Source organism: Desmonostoc vinosum (genome assembly GCF_059505385.1).
The window spans coordinates 45450-65892 of the sequence record NZ_JCACKM010000277.1; the positions used below are offsets into that span (position 1 = coordinate 45450).

23 protein-coding genes and 1 pseudogene are annotated in these 20443 nt (G+C 42.0%); 10 read left to right on the forward strand and 14 right to left on the reverse strand.

Annotated features, from left to right (window positions below; translation table 11 throughout):
• Positions 1-23: 23 nt before the first annotated feature.
• On the reverse strand, positions 24-620 hold the full coding sequence (locus tag AC5JMF_RS29590) for a DUF3318 domain-containing protein (RefSeq protein ID WP_495799276.1): 597 nt from the start codon (positions 618-620) through the stop codon (positions 24-26).
• A gap of 269 nt (positions 621-889) precedes the next feature.
• Here AC5JMF_RS29590 and AC5JMF_RS29595 point away from each other — a divergent pair, with 269 nt between their 5' ends.
• Positions 890-1150, forward strand: coding sequence for a hypothetical protein (locus AC5JMF_RS29595; RefSeq protein WP_495799277.1), 261 nt, complete (start codon positions 890-892; stop codon positions 1148-1150).
• Positions 1151-1221: 71 nt separating this feature from the next.
• On the opposite strand, the gene AC5JMF_RS29600 is transcribed toward AC5JMF_RS29595, so the two are convergent.
• Positions 1222-2865 (reverse strand): iron uptake porin, encoded by a 1644-nt coding sequence (locus AC5JMF_RS29600; RefSeq protein WP_495799278.1) that lies wholly within the window; start codon positions 2863-2865, stop codon positions 1222-1224.
• A 147-nt stretch (positions 2866-3012) separates the two neighbouring features.
• Positions 3013-3621: a Crp/Fnr family transcriptional regulator gene (locus tag AC5JMF_RS29605; RefSeq protein ID WP_495799279.1), complete on the reverse strand. Its 609-nt coding sequence runs from the start codon at positions 3619-3621 to the stop codon at positions 3013-3015.
• A gap of 571 nt (positions 3622-4192) precedes the next feature.
• Between AC5JMF_RS29605 and AC5JMF_RS29610 the strand changes: the two genes are divergently transcribed.
• Together AC5JMF_RS29610 and AC5JMF_RS29615 are read left to right on the forward strand one after the other, a co-directional pair.
• Positions 4193-5044, forward strand: a complete 852-nt coding sequence (locus AC5JMF_RS29610) for a helix-turn-helix domain-containing protein (protein WP_495799280.1) — start codon at positions 4193-4195, stop codon at positions 5042-5044.
• A gap of 235 nt (positions 5045-5279) precedes the next feature.
• Positions 5280-5738: a hypothetical protein gene (locus AC5JMF_RS29615; protein ID WP_495799281.1), complete on the forward strand. Its 459-nt coding sequence runs from the start codon at positions 5280-5282 to the stop codon at positions 5736-5738.
• A 142-nt stretch (positions 5739-5880) separates the two neighbouring features.
• Here the strand turns inward: AC5JMF_RS29615 and phoU are convergent, their stop codons facing one another.
• The 3 genes from phoU to AC5JMF_RS29630 form a co-directional block, all read right to left on the reverse strand.
• Positions 5881-6507 carry a phosphate signaling complex protein PhoU gene (gene phoU / locus AC5JMF_RS29620; RefSeq protein ID WP_495799306.1) on the reverse strand — a complete coding sequence of 209 codons (627 nt, stop codon included), beginning with the start codon at positions 6505-6507 and terminating at the stop codon, positions 5881-5883.
• Between the two features lie 70 nt (positions 6508-6577).
• Positions 6578-7909, reverse strand: a complete 1332-nt coding sequence (locus tag AC5JMF_RS29625; protein ID WP_495799282.1) for a sensor histidine kinase — start codon at positions 7907-7909, stop codon at positions 6578-6580.
• Between the two features lie 53 nt (positions 7910-7962).
• On the reverse strand, positions 7963-8715 hold the full coding sequence (locus AC5JMF_RS29630) for a winged helix-turn-helix domain-containing protein (protein ID WP_495799283.1): 753 nt from the start codon (positions 8713-8715) through the stop codon (positions 7963-7965).
• A 446-nt stretch (positions 8716-9161) separates the two neighbouring features.
• Here AC5JMF_RS29630 and AC5JMF_RS29635 point away from each other — a divergent pair, with 446 nt between their 5' ends.
• Positions 9162-10145: a hypothetical protein gene (locus AC5JMF_RS29635; RefSeq protein WP_495799284.1), complete on the forward strand. Its 984-nt coding sequence runs from the start codon at positions 9162-9164 to the stop codon at positions 10143-10145.
• Positions 10146-10192: 47 nt separating this feature from the next.
• A complete protein-coding gene (locus AC5JMF_RS29640; protein WP_495799285.1) occupies positions 10193-11272 on the forward strand; it encodes a hypothetical protein in 1080 nt (359 codons plus the stop codon).
• A gap of 537 nt (positions 11273-11809) precedes the next feature.
• On the opposite strand, the gene hisA is transcribed toward AC5JMF_RS29640, so the two are convergent.
• From hisA to AC5JMF_RS29655, 3 genes are read right to left on the reverse strand one after another with little or no spacing between them, the layout of a single operon-like run.
• Positions 11810-12583: a 1-(5-phosphoribosyl)-5-[(5-phosphoribosylamino)methylideneamino]imidazole-4-carboxamide isomerase gene (gene hisA / locus AC5JMF_RS29645; RefSeq protein ID WP_495799286.1), complete on the reverse strand. Its 774-nt coding sequence runs from the start codon at positions 12581-12583 to the stop codon at positions 11810-11812.
• A gap of 31 nt (positions 12584-12614) precedes the next feature.
• Positions 12615-12908, reverse strand: a complete 294-nt coding sequence (locus tag AC5JMF_RS29650; protein WP_495799287.1) for a DUF3593 domain-containing protein — start codon at positions 12906-12908, stop codon at positions 12615-12617.
• A complete protein-coding gene (locus AC5JMF_RS29655; RefSeq protein WP_495799288.1) occupies positions 12905-13246 on the reverse strand; it encodes a DUF2499 domain-containing protein in 342 nt (113 codons plus the stop codon). Before AC5JMF_RS29655 ends, AC5JMF_RS29650 begins: the two co-directional genes overlap by 4 nt.
• A gap of 358 nt (positions 13247-13604) precedes the next feature.
• Here AC5JMF_RS29655 and csaB point away from each other — a divergent pair, with 358 nt between their 5' ends.
• Positions 13605-14642, forward strand: coding sequence for a polysaccharide pyruvyl transferase CsaB (gene csaB, locus AC5JMF_RS29660; RefSeq protein ID WP_495799307.1), 1038 nt, complete (start codon positions 13605-13607; stop codon positions 14640-14642).
• Positions 14643-14959: 317 nt separating this feature from the next.
• On the opposite strand, the gene AC5JMF_RS29665 is transcribed toward csaB, so the two are convergent.
• The 4 genes and pseudogenes from AC5JMF_RS29665 to AC5JMF_RS29680 form a co-directional block, all read right to left on the reverse strand.
• The gene (locus AC5JMF_RS29665) at positions 14960-15766 is read right to left on the reverse strand and encodes an ATP-binding response regulator (protein ID WP_495799289.1); all 807 of its coding nucleotides are present in this window, start codon (positions 15764-15766) and stop codon (positions 14960-14962) included.
• Position 15767: 1 nt separating this feature from the next.
• The gene (locus tag AC5JMF_RS29670) at positions 15768-16088 is read right to left on the reverse strand and encodes a chemotaxis protein CheB (protein ID WP_495799308.1); all 321 of its coding nucleotides are present in this window, start codon (positions 16086-16088) and stop codon (positions 15768-15770) included.
• A complete protein-coding gene (locus AC5JMF_RS29675) occupies positions 16036-16176 on the reverse strand; it encodes a hypothetical protein (RefSeq protein WP_495799310.1) in 141 nt (46 codons plus the stop codon). Before AC5JMF_RS29675 ends, AC5JMF_RS29670 begins: the two co-directional genes overlap by 53 nt.
• A 27-nt stretch (positions 16177-16203) precedes the next feature.
• Positions 16204-16509: pseudogene (locus AC5JMF_RS29680) on the reverse strand (chemotaxis protein CheB); the annotation flags it as partial.
• A 266-nt stretch (positions 16510-16775) separates the two neighbouring features.
• On the opposite strand from AC5JMF_RS29680, the gene AC5JMF_RS29685 reads away from it, so the two are divergent.
• From AC5JMF_RS29685 to ftsH2, 4 genes are all read left to right on the forward strand, one after another.
• Positions 16776-16907, forward strand: a complete 132-nt coding sequence (locus tag AC5JMF_RS29685) for a hypothetical protein (protein WP_495799309.1) — start codon at positions 16776-16778, stop codon at positions 16905-16907.
• Positions 16876-17139 carry a hypothetical protein gene (locus AC5JMF_RS29690; RefSeq protein ID WP_495799290.1) on the forward strand — a complete coding sequence of 88 codons (264 nt, stop codon included), beginning with the start codon at positions 16876-16878 and terminating at the stop codon, positions 17137-17139. Before AC5JMF_RS29685 ends, AC5JMF_RS29690 begins: the two co-directional genes overlap by 32 nt.
• 41 nt (positions 17140-17180) lie before the next feature.
• Positions 17181-17666: a hypothetical protein gene (locus AC5JMF_RS29695; protein WP_495799291.1), complete on the forward strand. Its 486-nt coding sequence runs from the start codon at positions 17181-17183 to the stop codon at positions 17664-17666.
• A 359-nt stretch (positions 17667-18025) separates the two neighbouring features.
• The gene (gene ftsH2 / locus AC5JMF_RS29700) at positions 18026-19912 is read left to right on the forward strand and encodes an ATP-dependent zinc metalloprotease FtsH2 (protein WP_495799292.1); all 1887 of its coding nucleotides are present in this window, start codon (positions 18026-18028) and stop codon (positions 19910-19912) included.
• Between the two features lie 169 nt (positions 19913-20081).
• On the opposite strand, the gene AC5JMF_RS29705 is transcribed toward ftsH2, so the two are convergent.
• Entirely contained in the window at positions 20082-20381 is a 300-nt protein-coding gene (locus AC5JMF_RS29705; protein ID WP_495799293.1) for a DUF4278 domain-containing protein, read from the reverse strand.
• Positions 20382-20443: the final 62 nt, after the last annotated feature.

Here is a 20443-nt window from a genome sequence, read left to right on the forward strand (position 1 = left end):
ATGCGAAGTTGCAGATTCTTGGGTTAAGTTTTTGGCATACTTACGGGAGATAAACCTGCGATCGCCTTGAGGTTCTGACAACGAATCAATTCGTTAAAATCTAAACCAGAACGCCCTTCAATTTTGGCTACTGTTTCAATCGCAGATAATAGATGCAGCGCGGCTTCGCTTTCTGTGTAACCACGGCGCTGTGCAATCTTAATGGCTGCTGTATCAGCGTTTAACTCTGAGTCTTGAGATTTATTGATGCGCCAAATCCGCATTAGCGCGATCGCACTCAATCCCCCAGCTACTGCTATACCTACTACATCTGCTTGTGTTGATTCTACTAATCCGCCTAACAAGCCAGCTAGTACTAAACCTTGATAAACATCCGGTTTAAACCACCTTACCCCCGTCAACCAGCTAACCATATGCAATAGCAGCAAGTCGCGTTGTGGTTTCGCCAGACGACGCCACAAATCAAAATTAATATATATAGGTCGCGCCTGATTCCAGGGTAAGGGGAAAGAGGCGTCAATAACCTTTTTTTGCTCTGGTTTGCTGACAATTTTGGTTGTCATTCGACCAGAAGCAGGCATTACATCTAATAAGCGACGAATTTCAACATTTGGCTCCATAATTTTAATTATTAGCCATAATCTACATAGTAACTAAATCTGTTAAAAATAAGTTTTTATGTTAATCTTTAGTTTATGATAAATTTCCATAGTCTATGTGGGGCTGAAGTAAGAATCTCCCGCTACAAGCGAAGCTGTCTTCGGCGAGAGTGTTAATAAGAGATAACCAAAGCCATAAGAATATTAATTGAGCAAATTTATATTACTTTTTTTCCCAATTTCCAAACGTTCAGGTTTTGGATTATCGCTGAGATTAGGCTTTTAATTACATGGACGCTTTTGCCCTCATCCCGCCTGAATGGACAAATAAGGCAATACATGCTTACGAATTTTGTTGTCCTAACTGCCACTCAAGTAGCTTAGAAGCTACAGCTGTTTGGTTGAATCGGCGATCGCCTGTAACTACAGTAGACTACCGTCGCAAATGGCAGGAGTTTTATAATTGCCATTGTGGTTGTGTATGGTGGGCTTGGAGTAGCGATCGTCCCCCAAATAATTTATCTAATCAACCAGATTGTCATCCTAAATAGCTTTTTTCTATGCAAAAGCCCACATAACAGTGGGCTTTTACTCGGTGCTGTTTAACAACGTGTAACCAATTCTAGAAATTGAAAGTAGTACGCAATGTGCCTACATAAATGGTGTCGTTGTTGTCGTTGTGTTCAGGATTGAAGATCACCAACAAACCAGGGGTAACAGCAATGTTATCAGTTAGTTTCACTTTGTAGAGACCTTCTAAATGATAGGAAGTGTCTCGATCTTCTCTGGCGTCAACGTCATTGCTGGTGAGTTTGGGTGGTTGACCAAAGATTACACCAAGCACATTACCTTCTCTACCAAAGTCTTTCAAACCAAGGGTAGCAGCCCAATAAAATGCTTCTGCTTCATCGTCAGTCACTTGAGACTCAATAGTACTGAAACCAACCCAACCACCAACGCTCAATTTTGAACTAGCTTGGAAGTTAGCTTGTACACCATAGTTGTCAGATACAGTAGCAACTCTCCCAAATGGTTGGTTAGCAAAACCACTACCTGTGCTAGCAAACAAGTTGACGTTACTTTCGTTGTTTTGGTATGTACGAGCATAGGTGAGACCAACGCTCAAAGCCTGACTGGGTTTGAAAGCTAGCTGACCAAAGATAGTGCTAGCACCATCAAGAACGCCATTACCATCAACTGGATTGTTACCGGTGGGTGCTAAATAAGCTCCTGTTAAAGTCAAAGGCCCTTTGGGATTGAATTCAACAGTTAAACCAGCACCGCCGGAACCTTGGCGATAAATGGGGCTAAAACGTCCATAGCGGGAGATTGAACCCGAACCAGAACTAGCAAAGTCAGGGTTAAAGGTGAAGGTGTTTTCGTAGAGTTCAGCACCACTAGCATCAACCTTCACCCGAATTGCCTCACTCAGGTTGAAAGCATAGTTGAGTTTATCAACAACAACACTGTTACCGTTATCACCGTCAAATGACAGACGAGTCATGCTAGTACCAGTGATGTTGGGTCTGGGACTAGTTGTTGAGGTGCTTCCACCGTCAAATTGGACAATATTTGCGGCTTGTAAACGGGTTTGCAATCTGTCTGTTCCAGTGAAACTGGTGTACAAGTTCAAACGAACCCGATCAGAGAAAGTGATGTTGTCGTCTAAGTCGGCATTGTTGTCTGGATTAGTGTCAGTATCAGCCCTAGTGTCACCAAAAGGTGTAGCCGCGTTGAAAATCACTTCCCCAACCAACTTGGTGGTGGTAGAGAACTGATTCGCTTCCAATTCAGCGGTGCGGGCTTCTAGACCATCTACTCGACCGCGCAGGGTTGCTAATTCAGCAGAAAACTCTTCTTGCAAGCGCTGTAAAGTAGCCAAGTCCTGTTTTGTGACCAAATCAGCTGTAGCTGTGGCAATTAGTTCGTTAACTCGGTCTAAACAAGCATTCAAACCAGCAGCAAATTCATAACGGGTCAAAGCACGATTACCACGGTAAGTGCTGTTGGGATAACCTGCAATACAGCCGTAACGCTCAACTAGAGACTGTAAAGCTTGGAATGCCCAATCTGTTGGCTGTACATCCGAAAACTGAGAAACAGATGTTACCTGATCAAGACCGTTAGATTGCTGGGCTTGAGACAACTGAGCAACATTCGTAATTTGTTCGTTAGCCTCATCAGCTAGAGCGCCATTAGTAGCAAATAGTGTAGAAGCTAGAACAACTGGACTGATTTTGAGAACATTCCAGAATAGTTTTGTCATTTTTTTACTCTCACTCACACCTTAAATAAGTTCAATCATGGTAAAATTCTCTAAATAATTTTTTAAGGGATTTCACTCACGATTCCAGCGATGATTATACATTATTTGCGATGATTAACACAAGTCAATCATCTCTAATCGAAAGTTTCATTCGGTTAGTTTATTTGGTAAACATAGAACAATGCGACGTTTGTGGCGTATCAATAAACCTTCTTCTTCAAACTGTTGTAGAAGACGGGTAACAGTTACTCTTGTTGTATTTAATACCTCAGATATTTCCTGATGAGTAACATTTAGATCGATCAACTTACCCTGTTCCACGTCCCGGCCAAATTTTTCACTCAGCCATATCAAAAACTGCCATAACCGTAATGAGATCGGTTTGCGATGTATTATACTTAACAAACTATCTGCCTGTTGAATGTGGGACAGTAAAGCATTGACATCTTGATGCCAAAGATGAGGTGGTACGATACTTACTTCTACGCTGGTCAAACATTCAATTTGATAGGGTCGAACTGTAGACAAGGGATAACCAATTAAGTCTCCTAGTCCCCAGTAACCAAGAGTGATAAATGTTCCATCTTCGCTCCATGTTAGGGTACGAACTGCTCCACGCTCAATGCGCCAAAGTACGTCATTACGATATGGAATCACTTCTCGACGAGCGAAAAGCTGCTGATATAAATGCCCATTTACAGTAGATTCATTTGATGGAGTAGTAACTTCTGGCTGAGAATTTAAGGAATAAATCATTGCATGGTTCTCCATGACATTGCTGTTTTATTTAAGATTCATTCGGAGACATGCTGATAATTCTTTATAAGCAAGCATCTCGCGGTGGACTTAATAGCAGATCATATACTGTTGACATTTTGAAAGTTATTTTAAAAGTAAATAGTTGACGACACAGTTAACTTGAACTAACTTACGGATAGATTTTCTTAAAAATAGCCCTAATTGTTGACAGAGTGAGATATACTTTTGTTCTTTCGTTACGCTTTACTAAGCGTAAGTATTTAAATTGAAGTCTGGGAATAACTTAGTTACTAGAACTCAATAGGGTTTGAATGTGCTAATTTACTATTGATAAAACTTCCTTGAGCTTTGCTGCTAAACAAATCTCAAAAGTAGCTAAAACTTGTAGCACTTGAATTCATGCAAGACCAAGAATAATCTCGTAAGTTTAAGAAAAGGTAAGCTTTTAGTGAAATGTATGTTAGTTCACTATTTTTTAATTATCTCTGCAAGCTTTCGATGAGGGCAGTTATGATAAAAAATGTTTTGTTCAGCGTATCCTTGATGTCGATGAACTCATAAGACTTGTATGAATGAAGCATGGATTTCTCAACGCCGCACCTTTCAACTACCTGGATTGACTACTGATCGCCATGTCTCAGCACCTAATGAGCTTGATTTTACCGGATGTAACAAGCATCTGCTTTGTCTGTTGTTAAGCGACGGTAATCAACAAAAAATGACTCGTATCGGTGAACAAGAATCTCCAAAGCCTCAAATCAAAGGGGATTTCTGGATTTGTCCTGCTCAAATATCAGGACTTTGGGCATGGAACAGCACCGATGAATCACTAATGTTTGTAATTGACCCCCTGTTATTAAGTCGAACAGCACAAGAAGTAAGTGGATTGGATGCAAGCTATGTTGAATTGCTCAGTACAATAGGTGGGCGCGATCGCCAAATTCAAGCGATCGCTCACTTGTTTCAAACAGAATTGGATACGGGTGGCATCGGCGAATCACTTTACACCGAATCACTGACGCAAGTATTGATCGTTCACCTACTAAGACAATACTGTACGCTCCAACCTAAAATTCAGCAGATTGGGGAAAGTTATCCTCAACAGCGACTCCGGCCTGTGTTGGATTATATACACAGCTATTTAGATCAACCGCTTCATTTAGCTGAACTGGCAGCAGTTGCGGGTCTGAGTCAGTATCATTTTTGTCGATTATTTAAGCAGTCGATAGGTATCGCGCCTTATCAATATGTGCTGCAACAGCGAATGGAAAAAGCCAAGGAACTATTGCGTCAAAGAAAACACAAGATTGCAGAAATTTCTCTGCTCGTTGGCTGTACTGATCAAAGCCGCTTTGCTAGACAATTCAAGAAGCATTTTGGAGTGACGCCAGGGTTATTGCTTGATGAAGGGAACAGGTGAGCCAGCCTAGTCTTGGGAAACCCGCCCACGGCGATGGTTCTCCTTACATCTCTACACCCGTTTTCAAGTTAGAACTTTGCTATTGTGCGATCAATAGCAAGAATCACCTCAATCATTCCATAAATTCCGCAATAAACGCCTATCTTCTATCCCATAAATCAATTACACTTTCTAACAATTTAGGTAAGCTCCGCTTCGCTTCCTGACCCTAATATATTGAACCAAAATAACCAGTATGCATCGAGAAAAACTTGCTAAATGGCTACTTGTCGCTGCTGCAATTTCAACCCTGACGATTCCGATTGGTGTTGATGCAATTATATTGGCCAACGGTCACATGAATAACCCTGCTTGGTTGCCTCATGCCAAACTCCACTGTGCTATGTCGTTCTTTGCCGCTGCATCTCTAGGAAGTGCAGCCTTAGCAATTTTGAAAGTGCGTCCAACGAGCGATCGCTTTTCCATGGGGCTAGCTGCATTTCTTGGTTCTGCGTTTTGGATTGGGCTGATTGCTGCCGGATTTTGGCCGGGAACCTCCTACGGCTTTCTCAACGATCCGGTTCTGGGCAATATTCGTGAACCTGAAATAGGTGGAATCTCGATTTATCCAAATGTTGTAGCAGCTTTGATTACAATTGTGATTGCGATCATCGGCTATTGGTTAACCGCCCCAGCAAAGTTAACTGAGCGATAAATTACAGCAATCGCATAGAATCACCAACTTTCCCCGAATTGAATTTAACTGCCGAACAGATTTTTCAAGCTGCCAGTCTTCCGACATAGCAGCGAGGCATAACACTTCATGCGTGCGGATGGAACAAGGGCTATTTTCCTCATTAAGAACGTTGACCAGTAACAATGTATGCTACTCTTTGACCGATATTAGTGGCATGATCTGCCATGCGTTCTAAGCAGCGAATTGCTAGAGCCAATAGTACAATTGGCTCTACAATCCCTGGAACATCACGTTGGTGAGCTAAAGTTTGATAAACGCGATCGTAAGCATTGTCTACAGCATCATCTAGACGTTTTACACCCCGCCCTCCAACTTCGTCTAAATCTGCTAAAGCCACCAAGCTAGTTGCTAGCATAGCCTGTGCATGATGAGACATGACTGCAATTTCTGGTAAAGCAGCATGAGATGGATAGGGAAAAATTTTGATTGCTATCTCAGCTAAATCCTTAGCGTAATCGCCTATGCGCTCCAAATCTCGCACGAGTTGCATAAAAGCGCTTAAGCAGCGTAAATCTTGCGCTGTGGGTGCTTGCAGCGTCATGATTGCTGTACAGTCTGATTCTATTTGCTTATAAAAGCGATCAATTTTTTTATCTAATCGCGGAAGTTGCTCAGCTGCTATTAAATCACGGGCAAATAACGCTTGGTGGCTCAGGCGGAATGATTGTTCCACCAAAGCTCCCATACGTAATACATCCCGTTCTAAGCGCCTAATAGCGCGTTCCATTTGTGGTCTTTGAGGATTGGGAATATAAAGAACATTCACACTTGTAGTCTCAAACGTGAAGATATTATTCTTAAATATAATCTTGGCTTTGAGAGTTTGCCATCACCTCAGGTAGTTGAATTTGCATCCATGCACCACCTGTTTCTGGGTGATTCATAGCTTTAATTGAACCACCATGAGCGAGAACAATTTGCTGGACGATCGCCAAACCCAAGCCATTACCAACAATCGCCCCGATAGAATTACCTTCTGAGGTTGGCGAATGAGTCCGCGCCTTATCTCCCCGGTAAAATCGCTCAAATATATGGGGTAAATCTGCTTGTGAGAAACCCACTCCAGAATCTATAATATTAACCTCCCAGATTTGAAAAGTAAAATTGTCCCTATCTGTGTCTTTTTTTGGTAAAGCTTGTACTTGGACAAGGATAGTTGTACTGGGGAGGCTATATTTGATGCTGTTGTCTAGCAAATTGAGAAAAACCTGGTAAATACGGGCACGGTCTGCTTTTATGTAAACACTTTCTGGCCCAGAATAGGTAAGAGACAGATGATGTTGCTGTGCTAATGGCTCTAGTGTTTCCCAAACAGATGTAATCAGCGATCGCAATTCCACAGACTCAAGTTGCAATTGAATAGTTGCATTAACTTCCATTTGGGTAAGTTCCAACCAGCTTTGCACCAAATTAATTAATCGGTCAACCTCATGCATCAAACGGTTAACCCAGCGATTTAAAGGTGGTTCTAAACGGTTTTGTAAAGTTTCTACAACCAGCCGAATTGAAGTTAAGGGTGTTCTCAACTCATGAGCCAAATCAGAAAAAGAGCGATCCCTTGCTTGATTTATATCCAATAGGGGTTGACGATTTTCTAAAAATACTGCTACTCGCCCTTGAATTAAAGGTAAGCTAGACGCGCGTAATGTTATGGGCTTTAATTTCACCATTGCTGCGGCATCATTACAAGACGGGTGAAATACCCACTCGCTCATCTGTGGCTTTTGCCAATCACGAGTTTGCTCAATCAAATGATCGAGTTCATAAGACCTGACTAACTCCAGCAACAAGCGTATCTGTCCAGGTTGCCACCTTTCCAAGTGTAAGATTTCTCGTGCCTGCTGATTACACCACAGTAGTTGATTTTCTTCATCTACTTGCAAATACCCCACAGGTGCAAAATCCAACAAATCTTGGTAAGTTTGCAACGACTCTTGCAAATCTTGCCGTTGCTGCTTCACCATTGCTATTTCCTGCCGCAAACGTGGAATCAGTGGCAGTGATATCTTATACGAGTGGGAGGCTAACGGTTGGAGTACTCGCCCCAGGTAGCGGTTAAGTTGAACCTGTTGCCAAACCCAAAACCCAATGCCTACCGCTAAACCCAGAAGAAATCCCAATAAAAGCATTTGAGTTGTTAGTTTTTTGGTGATTACTCAAAACTAGCAACTATCTCAACTAATTATCCAAACCTATAGCCAAAACCTCGTACAGTCACAATATACTCTGGACGGCTGGGATCTTGCTCTAATTTTTCGCGCAACCAGCGGATGTGAACATCCACAGTTTTGCTATCCCCAACAAAATCTGGCCCCCAAACCTGATCTAGCAATTGCTCCCGCGACCATACTCGACGGGCATAACTCATAAACAGTTCCAGCAAGCGAAACTCTTTTGGAGATAGATTTACCTCTTGACCACGAACCAGTACGCGGCATTCTTGAGGATTTAAGGTGACTTCTTTATATTTCAATACTGGTAGTTGTGGCAACGTAATTAAACGTTGGCGGCGGAGTAATGCTCGACAACGAGCTACTAACTCACGCATACTAAAGGGCTTGGTCAAATAATCATCTGCTCCCACTTCCAACCCCAAAACGCGGTCGGTTTCGCTACCTTTAGCACTCAGCATTAAAATTGGTACGGGGTTGCCTTGATGACGTAGCAAACGGCAAACATCTAACCCATTAATCTGGGGCAGCATCAAATCAAGAATAATCAAATCAAAAGGAAATTCGCCTAAGTTAGGTTCAAAACTTTTAAGATACTCTACAGCAGACCGCCCATCAGAGACAGTCATCACCCCATAACCTTCTTCTTCCAGTGCTACAGCTAGCATTTCTTGGATCAGTTCTTCATCTTCTACCACTAGAATTCGGCTAGTTTGCCCAATGTCTGTTCTGGCAGAATACTTGGTTGATTCACTGGTGTACATTGATATCACAAAAGTCTGGGTTCTTTTTTTAGTATCAATTATGATGCTTAAGTAAATTATCACGTCTCAGTGCATTTACTTTTCACATCATTGTTAATTTTTTTAGATTTACTTTACAAATAGTAACACTTGTAACAATAAACTTTACACTGCAAATAACTGCGATCGCAAGCTGTAAACTGCCTTTTTAACGATTTTTCTCAGCAATTTTTCAAGATTTTGAGCTTTGTCTTGACAATCAGAGATTAACTCGGATAGTCTTGTGATACAAATGTACTATTAAGCGAATTGCAGCAATATCTCAAAAACAAAAAACACTGATGCAGGCAACATGGTGTAACATATTTTACTATTAAGTACTTTTACTGCACTGAAATTGTCTCTTTTCAGGCTATTCTGATATCTGCATAAGTAGTCCAATTATTTTCTATTCAAGGAGTTGGAGTATGTCCACAGTTGCAATGAAGGAAAGCAAACAACAACTGATGCAAGCATTTCAACAAATTATCACAGAAAGAAAAAAGCTGGAATCAAAAATAGCAACTAAACAAGAAGAAGCAGAAAAAGCCAAAAACCAAGAAATACTAACAGCCGCCTCTACATACACCGTTGATAGCATTATCAAAGGTTTAGCTGATTTGCAATTAGAGTTTGGTGGTATTGTCAATACACTGTCAGAAAAATTAGCGAAGGAAAACTCTAAATTAGACGAATTAAACCGAGCTATAGAGATTGAAACTCAGCAACTGCAAGAACTACAGCAGATAAAAATTGTAGCAGATATTCTAGATATTTTAACTCAAGAACATCAAGAAAAGTTAAAAATGTTGGAACAAGATACCGCCAACAAACAAGAAGTATTAGAAAAAGAAATTGCTATTAAACGTAAAGAATGGCAAAAAGAGCAAGCCGAATTTACAGAAAAACAACAATCATCAGCAGATTTATTAGCTAAAGAACGTCAACAAGAACAGGAAGAACATCAGTATAAGTTAGAGACTACTCGCAAACTTAATACAGATAGTTATGAAGCGAAAAAGCGTCTGCAAGAAAGAGAAATACAAGAAACTTCTCAACAGAAAGATAAAAACTGTGCAGACAGAGAAAAGATACTTACTGAACATCAACCACAATTTACAGAATACCAACAGAAAATAGCAGCATTTCCTAATGAATTGGAAGAAGCAGTCAAGAAAGCTAGAGAAGAAGCAATTAAAGAAACAAATCAAAAAGCCAAAGTTGAGGCTGATTTATTTGAAAAAGAATGGGAATTTAATAAACAAAGCTATGAATTAAAAATTCAAGCTTTGGAAGAAACAATCAAAAAACAGAGCGAACAAATAGAAGGAACTTCTTCTCAACTGCAAACTGCATTAAAACAAGCACAAGATTTGGCTATGAGAGCTTTCGATAGTTCTGCTACCAAATAGTCATCTCACATTGTAATCATTTTTAGTTTGCTCAAAGGAGACTTATTATGGCTGTGAAAAAACCAACCGATAAAAATACCAAAGTAGAGATTTTGCAAGCATATGAAGAGTTAGCAAAAGAAAAAGCAGCGCTCAAATTACAACTTGACCAAGTAGCAAAAGAAACTCAAACTGTAATTCTAGAAAAGCCAAAAGTAGAACAAAAAACAGCCATGAATCAGTCTATCACTGTTCAACAAAAGATGAACCATACAATCGAGAGTTTAGCAAAGATTCAGTTAGGCTTTAGTAGTGCTGCTAACGAATTATCAGAACAATTAACTACAAGAGCTTCTAAATTAGAAGAAACCAGGCAAACTTTAGAGAATGAAATTCAACAACTGAAACAACTACATAATTTAGAAATCTCTGAAGATATACTAGATACACTCATCCAAACCTACGAAGATAATTCCAAATCTTATCAAGAAGAATATAGCCAACGTTCTGAAGTTTTATTACAAGAAATATTATCTCAAAGAGTTGCTTGGTCAAAAGAACAAGACGAAAATCAACGAACTGTCAAAGAACGGAATGAAAACTTTAATAAAATTCGGCAACGAAATGCAGCAGAATATAAATATGATTTAGAGCTTCAGCGTCAGCTAGAGAATGATGAATATGAACAGCGGCAAAAAGCATTATATAAACAACTCGAAGAACTTCTTCAAGAAACTGAAAAACAATGGTCTGAACGAGAGAAAGTAGTTTCTGAACGGGAAAAACAATTTGAAGAATCTAAAAATAAGGTAGAGGCATTTCCTAAAGATAAAGAAACAGCTATTAAAAAAGCTACGGAAGAAGGAAAAGGAATTGCTCACTACCAAGCTAAGGTAAAAGCAGATTTATATACTAAGGAAGTAGAAGGACAAAAGCGTTTTTACGAGCAGAGACTACAATCTTTAGAACAAACGATTACTAATCAAGAAACGCGAATTCAAAATCTTTCTAAGCAACTAGAATCTGCCCTTAAACAAGTTCAAGATTTGGCAGTTAAAGCTATTGAAGGTTCTGCAAATGTCAATTCATATCAGGCAATCAAAGAAATCGCTTTAGAACAAGCGAAAAGCCAGATAAAAAATAAATAAGAGACGCACCTTAGTGCGTCTCTATATGAATGGGGATTTTAGTTATAAATGTAGAAATGTAAATTCACATTTCTACAAAACACGAATTTATTTTTAATTTTTTATTCAGTTCGCTTTGGTCTTTTGATGTCTGGAGGGGGCTGTTTTTTCTTATTAATTTTTCTTGCTTGTGTTTTGTTAAATTCTTGCTTGGAATTTTCTTCTTGACTAGGCATATGACTAAACTTTGAAATGGCTGATAACTCTATATACATTATGAGTATAATCGAATTCCGAAAGAAATAAAAAAATTACATTTAAAGAAAAAAGTAGAGACGTTATTATTTTACGTCTCTACAACAGAGGAAACCCATTACTTTCAAAATTTAGAAATTCCAGCTATCAAAAATAAGTTTTTTGAAAAAATATGTGAAATTTACTTTGCTATGAGCTTTGTATAATTTGGGATACAAGGCTATAAATTGCTATTCCGGAAATTTAAAAAAGAGATGCACTTCAAAAGCGCGTCTCTTTTTCATTAGCAAGTAGCAAACACTATTAGGCAAATGTAGAAAAGTCTAGATTAGGTGGAATATCCTGTATGCGTCCTGGCCCGATCGCTTGCAATGCTTCTTTAAGAGAAATATCACCAGTATACAGCGCACGACCAACAATTACGCCAGTTACCCCCTGTGGTTCTAACGCCAGCAGACTCAACAAATCAGTGACAGAACTGACACCGCCAGAAGCAATGACAGGGATGGAAATTGCACTGCATAGTGAGCGCAAAGCTTCTAAATTTGGCCCTGTGAGGGTTCCATCGCGCTGAATATCGGTGTAGATAATAGCGATTGCACCTAAGGATTGCATGTGTATCGCTAGTTGCGTTGCCAGCACTTGTGAGGTTTCTAACCAGCCGCGAGTCGCTACTAGTCCATTACGGGCGTCAATACCGATAATAATTTGTTCTGGATATTCTTGACAGAGTTCTTGGACTAGCTGGGGTTGTTCTACAGCGACGGTTCCCAGAATTGCCCACTGCACACCCAAATTAAACACTTGTTCCACGCTGGCACGATCGCGCAATCCTCCACCAACTTCAATGGGCACTGATACCGCACTAGCGATCGCCTCAATAGCTTTCAAGTTTACTACTTTACCTGCTTTTGCACCATCTAAATCGACTAAATGTAATCTAGTCGCACCCTGTTCTACCCATTGTCGGGCAACATCAACAGGATTTTCGCTAAAAACTTGCGATCGCTCGTAGTCTCCTTGGTATAGTCGCACACAGCGACCTTCTAGTAAATCAATCGCTGGAATTACATCCATGTAAATTTTCCTCGTAACAAGTTTCCCTTGTTTAATTTTTGTTCTTCAATTGCTGCACAGCTTGCTGGAAACCTAGCACAATCAAGATATTAGAAAGTGTCAAAAATACTTCTGCACCGCCGTGTAACCAATCTATATTTGCTAATGACTTGCCATAGTGCAGTTCGGCATAAATTCCCGCCGGGATAGTAACGCCAACAAACACAAGAGTGCCGTAAAATCCGTATAGCGCCAAACGCGGCATTTGTTGGCTGCGGCTGATAAACCACAAGAAACCCAAATAGGGAAATAAAGAAAGGGCAAACAGGGTTCCTTTAGACATCATTGCTCTGATTTAATAGGTTCTGGTTCAGTAACACCATTTTTAGCAGATTTCGTAGCACGCCAAATCCACACCGCCGCTGCCCAAAGTGTAAAATTACCAACTAAAGTCATGGTAGCTTGAAGCGTTACCAGCCATTCTAGAGATTCAGCATTATCGAAATAATGCCAAGTACAGGCACACATAGCACTAACTAAAGCTGGTAACATGGCAAAGGACAATCCCCACCAAGTACGGTTATTAGTGAGTTCGCCGTAAGTCCAGATTAACCAAATGGCAACAATCCACTCAATAACGCTAGAAATATGAATAATCCAGGTAGGAATCGATAAAGCGTGCATAGGTGAAAAATAGGGAGTAGGGAGTAGGGAGTGGGGAGTGGGGCTCTTATGGGTAGGTTTTTTAGATTTCGCATTTTGGTTGACACGGGGACACGGGGACGTGGGGACGCGGGGACGCGGGGACACGGGGACGCGGAGAAAGATTTCGGAACGAAAAAATAGGTTTTTTCAGACTGAATATGAAAAATCTACCCTTGAAAGGGGGAGTGGGGGGGATGCACTTCTCCTGTCGGAGATGCTACGCGTAGCTTTCTTAAGCGTAGGGGTATGTTCAGTGAGCGGGGGATGAGGGAGAATTATCAATTGTTGACTGTTGACTCTTGACTAATGACCAATGACTAAATCCAAAATGGGAATGATGCGGGTGTTGTTGTCTGGGTATTACGGTAAGGGTAATGGTGGTGACGAGGCTTTACTGGCTACGCTTTTGCAGATATTACCACCTCATGTAACGCCTGTGGTGCTTTCGGGGAATCCAGAGGAAACTTGCGATCGCTATGGTGTAGAATCTCATCATCGCATGGCTCCCTTGAGCGTACTGCAAGCTTTGCGTTCTTGTGATGCCTTGATTTGGGGCGGTGGTAGTTTGATTCAAGATGTTACCAGTACCATTAGTCCATTTTATTATGGTGGATTGATGGCATTGGCACAGCAAATGGGTTTAAAAACTGTGGCTTGGGCGCAGGGTATTGGGCCGCTGCTGCGTCCGCAAACTCGTTGGTTAGCACGGCAAACCTTTAGTAATTGTACCAAAGTTAGTGTACGCGATCGCGCCAGTGCCACTCTTTTATCAAATTGGCAAATTCCTTGTATCTTAGCACCTGATCCGGTTTGGGCGTTAGAGTCTAAACCAGTCCCAGGACTTTGGGATTTACCTGCGCCGCGAGTTGCTGTAACGTTGCGATCGCATCCTCAACTAACACCAACCCGTTTAGCAAATTTAACTCAAGCCCTGGTGGATTTTCAAAAAGCTACACAAGCTTTTATCTTATTATTGCCATTTCAAAAAAGTGAAGATTTAGGCATTGCCCAAGCTATTCAACCCCATCTTAAAGATGTCAGTCATATTTTGTGTTTGGAAGATCCCCAACTTTTAAAAGGTGTTTTTCGTGGTGTAGAAATGGCGATTGGGATGCGCTTACACAGCTTAATTATGGCAGCCGCTGAAGGTTGTCGCTGTTTTGCTCTTAGTTATGATCCTAAAGTAAATCGCTTGATGGAAGAATTAGCGATACCCGGATGGGATTTAGCAACCTTACCAGATGACACTAATTTAATTGGTAAAACTTGGATTGAACATTATGCTAATGGTGATCCACTTTCACCAGAGCAAATTCGATCTTTAGTCGATAGAGCATTAATGCATCGTGATTTATTAAGTGAAGCCTTAACTTAAACAACAATTAAAGTTTTGGGATGCGTTGACTGCCTTTTGACAAGACTTAGTATGCTCACATCTTGCACCTGCCAGTGAAAATAATGAGTCTGCCGCAATAAAGTTATAAGAATTACATATCTATTTGTCTGTGCATTTAGTCCATTTCTAATGGACTTTTGCTATCAGACAGGGATTTACAATCCCTGGCGGTAGAGAGCGAAGCCGAACTCAGGTTAGGTAACTTTTGCGACTGACAGTTTGAAAGGTGCAAGATCTGAGTATGGCAAGATTCCTATTTGCAAGAAACTCAGGGAGGACGGTTGTCAGTGCGTCTGTTATTCTCTTGATGATTTCGATTCAATTAAGTGGGCAATCGCCCTCATCAGAGTCTTTGGCTCAATCGGCTTCGAGATATGTCTTTGAAACCCTGCGGCAATCACGGCTCGTTGGTCTTCAGCGCTGGCAAGGGCAGTCAATGCGATTGCTGGAAGCACAGCTTCGCTGAACGCGGGAATGTCTCCTCCGGCTGCAACATCAAGCGCCCGCACCTGGCGAATCAAATCATAGCCATCTTCCTCTGGCATACTGATATCTGACAAAAGCAAATCGTAGGCTCCAGGATTTGCTTGCAGGGTTGCCAGTGCTTCCCTGGCAGATGCAACCCCCGTTGCAATGGCTCCACTTTGTTCCAGCGTCATCATAATCATCTCGCGATTATCGGTTTCATCGTCCACTACCAGCACTCGAATTCCGGCGATAGAGGGCAGAACGGTTGATTCAAATGAGTCTGATGCCGCTACCGCAGGTGTTGTCTTGGTCAAATTCGTTTGCAGCGGTAGCCTGACGACAAACGTGCTGCCCTGTCCTTCACCTGCACTATTTGCCTCAACTATACCGCCGTGCATTTCAACCAGTTGCCGCACAATTGTCAGCCCCAACCCTAGCCCCGCATTTGATCGCGTTGAGGAGCTATCGGCTTGCTCGAATCGCTCAAAAACATGAGGCAGAAATTCTGGGCTAATGCCGATGCCATTGTCGGTGATGGTGATTTGGGCAAAGGAAGAAGGTAGGGAGGTAGGGGGTAAGGGGGATGGAGCATGGATACTACCTCTGTGTCTCCCTATCTTTTCAACTCGCTCCAATCTAACCTCCACTCTTCCACCGACTGGGGTGAATTTGATCGCATTGGAGTTCTTCGACGATTTTGGTGGGAATCGGACGAGTCACATAGGGGTGATGGCTGATCCTGGCGAGTTCTTCGGCGATCGCCTGGGGCGGCAAAATAAAATCGACCTGCCCTGTGGCTGCCGCCGTGCTGGGCATACTGCTGACTTTTGCCGTGTCTTCGCTTTGAGCAAAGGTAATCCCACCGGCTGCCTTGATTTCCTCCAATCCCCTTGCCCCATCTGCGTCACCGCCGGATAACACTACCCCGATCGCCTTGTCGCCCCGAGTCTGCGCCAGCGATAGAAAAAACGCATCCACACTCATAAAACTGCCCGCGCACCTGCTCTCGTGGCGCCAAGCGCAGCATCCCATCCGCAATGGTCATTTTGGTATTGGGCGGAATCACATACACGTGATTCGGCTCCACCTTCATGCCGTCCTGTACCTCCGTCACGGGCATACGAGTGGTTCTGGAGAGAATCACGCTCAACATGCTCTCCTGATGGGGAGCCAAATGCTGCACCAGCACAAACGCCATCCCGGTATCTAGCGGTAAATGGCTCAATAGTTGAGTGAATGCCTCAATACCCCCCGCCGACGCACCAACACCGACTACTGGAAACACGTCATTTGGCTCTTCCGGTGAATTGCTCTGAGGTGGGTTAGAGTTTCCGGGTGGTGGGGTTTGAGATTTTTTAGGCGATCGCTTGGCAGGCATTGAAGATAGACCCTAACAAAGGTATAGGACGGCACTGATCCCGTCATTTATTCTAAATTCACCCCAGTAGGGTTCAGCAAACCACTAATAGCAAATTAGAATCTGTTTTACTAACTTATTATCAAATCAGAAGCTAAAGCGCCTCTACCTAAAATCTAGGATTTTAGGTAGAGGCGCTTTTTTGTTCATGGTTGCGGCTCTGTGCTGCGATCGCCCAAAGAAAGATTCAAGTATGGTTTTGGGATGAGAGTGGGTTTAGTTTAAGAGTGCTTCGCCGAAAAAATTGGGGCAAAAAAGGGTCAAGAAAAAAGGTAACAGGACAACGAAGTTGTGGACGAGTAAATATCATGGAAGGAGTGAGGTATCATGACAAAAAAAGAATGTGCTACTGCATCTAAAAAGGAACAGTTGAAAAATTTGAATGATTTTGTCAAAGATGAATGGGTTATGCAAGGTAATTCTGAATCAGATTTTCAAACAATTATCCCAAAAATCTTGATAATTTTAGATAACGCTATTTACCATAAAAAGAAAACTGTATTGGCAGATATTGAAAACAACTTAGGAAATATTCAACTATTATTTAGAGGCAATACTGTATTATCCTCAGTTTGGGAACTTTATGTGTAAAATTAATGTCTCCAAATACACTGAGAAACGATATGATTACAATGCCTACAAAAGCGCTCAATAAAGGGATAAGATTATCGTTGGTGATATTTACGCTATTTATGACATCAACAGTTGATGCTCAGGAAGCGCCAACGATATTTGGAGATGTCACTATAGATCGCCAATTTTCCCCAGACCCAATGACAGTTCGTGGAATGAGTGGGGGTTCAATATCTGGAAATCAAGTGGCTGGGAGAGTCGAAACCGCAACTGGGCCATGTACCGGCTTTGTTGACGAAACACCAGGCCATACTTTGGCGTTAACAAGTAAATTTGATTACCTAAGATTGCAAGTCCAAAGTCCTGAAGATACCACCATGATTATCAAAGGCCCTGGTGGTACTTGGTGTAATGATGACTTTGATGGCAAAAATCCCGGCATTATTGGCGAATGGCTTCCCGGAAATTACCAAATATGGATTGGCTCATACAACCAAGGCAAGTATTTACCCTACACCGTACAAATTACAACACAGCCAAAGTGAAAGGGACTGGGGAAGAAGACACGGGGACGCGGGGAAATTTTCTCCCTCATCTTTTGGTTGGTGAGTTTCGACTACGCGGTAATCGAGCGAAGTCGAGATTCAACTACCGCGAGTCGAACCACATCCCCCTTTTGCTTTGTTGCCTAGTGCAATTTTGTATTAAAATTAAGTTAAATTTAATTAAGATTCTTCTTGACATTGTTGTAATGTCCGATAGGCTCTGCGGCAATGCATATAAGAGACCAAAATAAACAAAATGGATTTATAAACATCCGTTTCACAGCTATATAGTGACAACATGATGCACCATTGGGTCACTAAAGCTGAACAGTTGTATTGGCATCTAGAGGCAAATTAAAATGAAATTCTCCTGGAGAGTCCTAGTACTCTGGACACTGCCGGCTTTGGTAATTGGCTTTTTCTTCTGGCAAGGGGCTTTTGCTGGCGCTCCTGCCGATATGACTAGGAATGCAGCTAATACCCGCATGACCTATGGCCGTTTTCTAGAATACTTGGACGCCGATCGCGTGACCAATGTAGATTTATATGAAGGGGGCAGAACCGCGATTGTAGAAGCCGTTGATCAAGATATCGAAAATCGTATTCAACGATGGCGGGTAGATTTGCCTGTTAACGCTCCTGAGTTAATTAGCAAACTCAAAGAAAAAGCAATTAGTTTTGATGCCCATCCAGTACGGAATGATGGAGCAATCTGGGGATTGTTGGGCAATCTCGTGTTCCCAGTTCTATTGATTACTGGATTGTTCTTTTTGTTCCGTCGTTCTAGCAACCTCCCCGGTGGGCCAGGTCAAGCCATGAACTTCGGCAAATCTAGAGCGCGTTTTCAAATGGAAGCCAAAACTGGAGTCAAATTTGACGACGTAGCAGGCATTGAAGAAGCTAAAGAAGAACTGCAAGAAGTCGTCACCTTCCTCAAACAACCAGAAAGATTTACCGCTGTAGGGGCACGCATTCCCAAAGGAGTGCTATTAGTTGGGCCTCCTGGTACAGGTAAAACTCTACTCGCAAAAGCGATCGCCGGGGAAGCAGGTGTACCATTTTTCAGCATCTCTGGTTCAGAATTTGTCGAAATGTTCGTCGGCGTGGGTGCATCCCGTGTACGCGACCTATTTAAAAAAGCCAAAGACAACGCCCCCTGTATCATCTTCATTGATGAAATCGACGCTGTGGGACGGCAACGGGGCGCAGGTATCGGTGGCGGTAACGATGAACGGGAACAAACCCTCAACCAGCTGCTGACCGAAATGGATGGTTTTGAAGGCAACACAGGCATTATTATTATTGCTGCCACCAACCGTCCCGACGTATTAGACGCTGCATTATTGCGTCCCGGACGATTTGACCGCCAAGTTACCGTTGATGCACCCGACATCAAAGGACGCTTGGAAATCTTACAAGTCCACGCACGCAACAAGAAGCTAGACCCCAGCGTCTCTTTAGAAGCTATTTCCCGCCGTACTCCTGGATTTACTGGTGCTGACTTAGCCAACTTACTCAACGAAGCTGCTATCCTCACCGCTAGAAGACGCAAAGAAGCAATCACTCTCCGCGAAATTGATGATGCTGTGGATAGGGTAGTTGCCGGCATGGAAGGTACCCCCTTGGTAGATAGCAAGAGCAAGCGCTTGATTGCTTATCACGAAATTGGACACGCTTTAGTTGGAACATTATTAAAAGACCATGACCCAGTGCAAAAAGTTACCCTAATTCCACGGGGACAAGCACAGGGTTTAACCTGGTTTACCCCCAACGAAGAACAGGGATTGATTTCTCGTTCTCAATTAAAAGCCAGAATTACTGGTGCTTTGGGTGGTCGTGCCGCTGAAGAAGTGATTTTTGGCCCCGCTGAAGTCACCACTGGTGCAGGCGGCGACTTGCAACAGTTATCGGGGATGGCGCGGCAAATGGTGACACGTTTCGGGATGTCCGATTTAGGCCCACTGTCATTGGAAAGCCAACAAGGCGAAGTATTCTTGGGTCGTGACTGGATGACCAGATCTGATTATTCTGAAGCGATCGCAGCTCGGATCGATGCTCAAGTCCGGCTGATCGTTGAAGATTGCTACCAAACAGCTAAAAACATCATCCGGGACAATCGCACGGTTACTGATCGTTTGGTAGACTTGCTCATTGAAAAAGAAACGATTGACGGTGAAGAATTCCGCCAAATCGTAGCTGAGTACACTACTGTACCTGACAAACCTCAGTATGTGCCACAACTGTAAAAGGGAACAGGGAAAAATTAGCCACTCAAGATAATTTTTTTTCTTCTTTTTGATGAGTGCCTTTTTACTTTGTAAATAACGATGATTAAAAATGCTATGGTTGAAGCCATAGCATTTTTTATTTTTTCAAATTTAGGGTTTTTCTTATTCTTTCTAATTAGAAATACACTTACCCAAAACTGCCGACAGACATCTCAATCTTGGAAGTATTCGCTGGTTGACTAACTAGGTTAACTTCTGCTTGTACAGTTTTATTTACTAGGTATGTAATTCCTCTGTAAATCAATTTGTGAGTCTTCGTTAGCAAAGAATTTGTAGCCGATTTTATATTGGGATTAACATGATAACTAATACCACGGTACATTAAGTTATAAGCTGGTTCTGATTCCCGAACAATTGTTTGAAATGGTTGTTTTGTTTGCTTGCTGGGGTCATATTCATAGCTCAAACCACGGTAGTAAAGTTTCATATTTTTTTCTCCTGAATATTTGCTTGTAATATGAACTGCACATATATTTATCAGATGTCGAT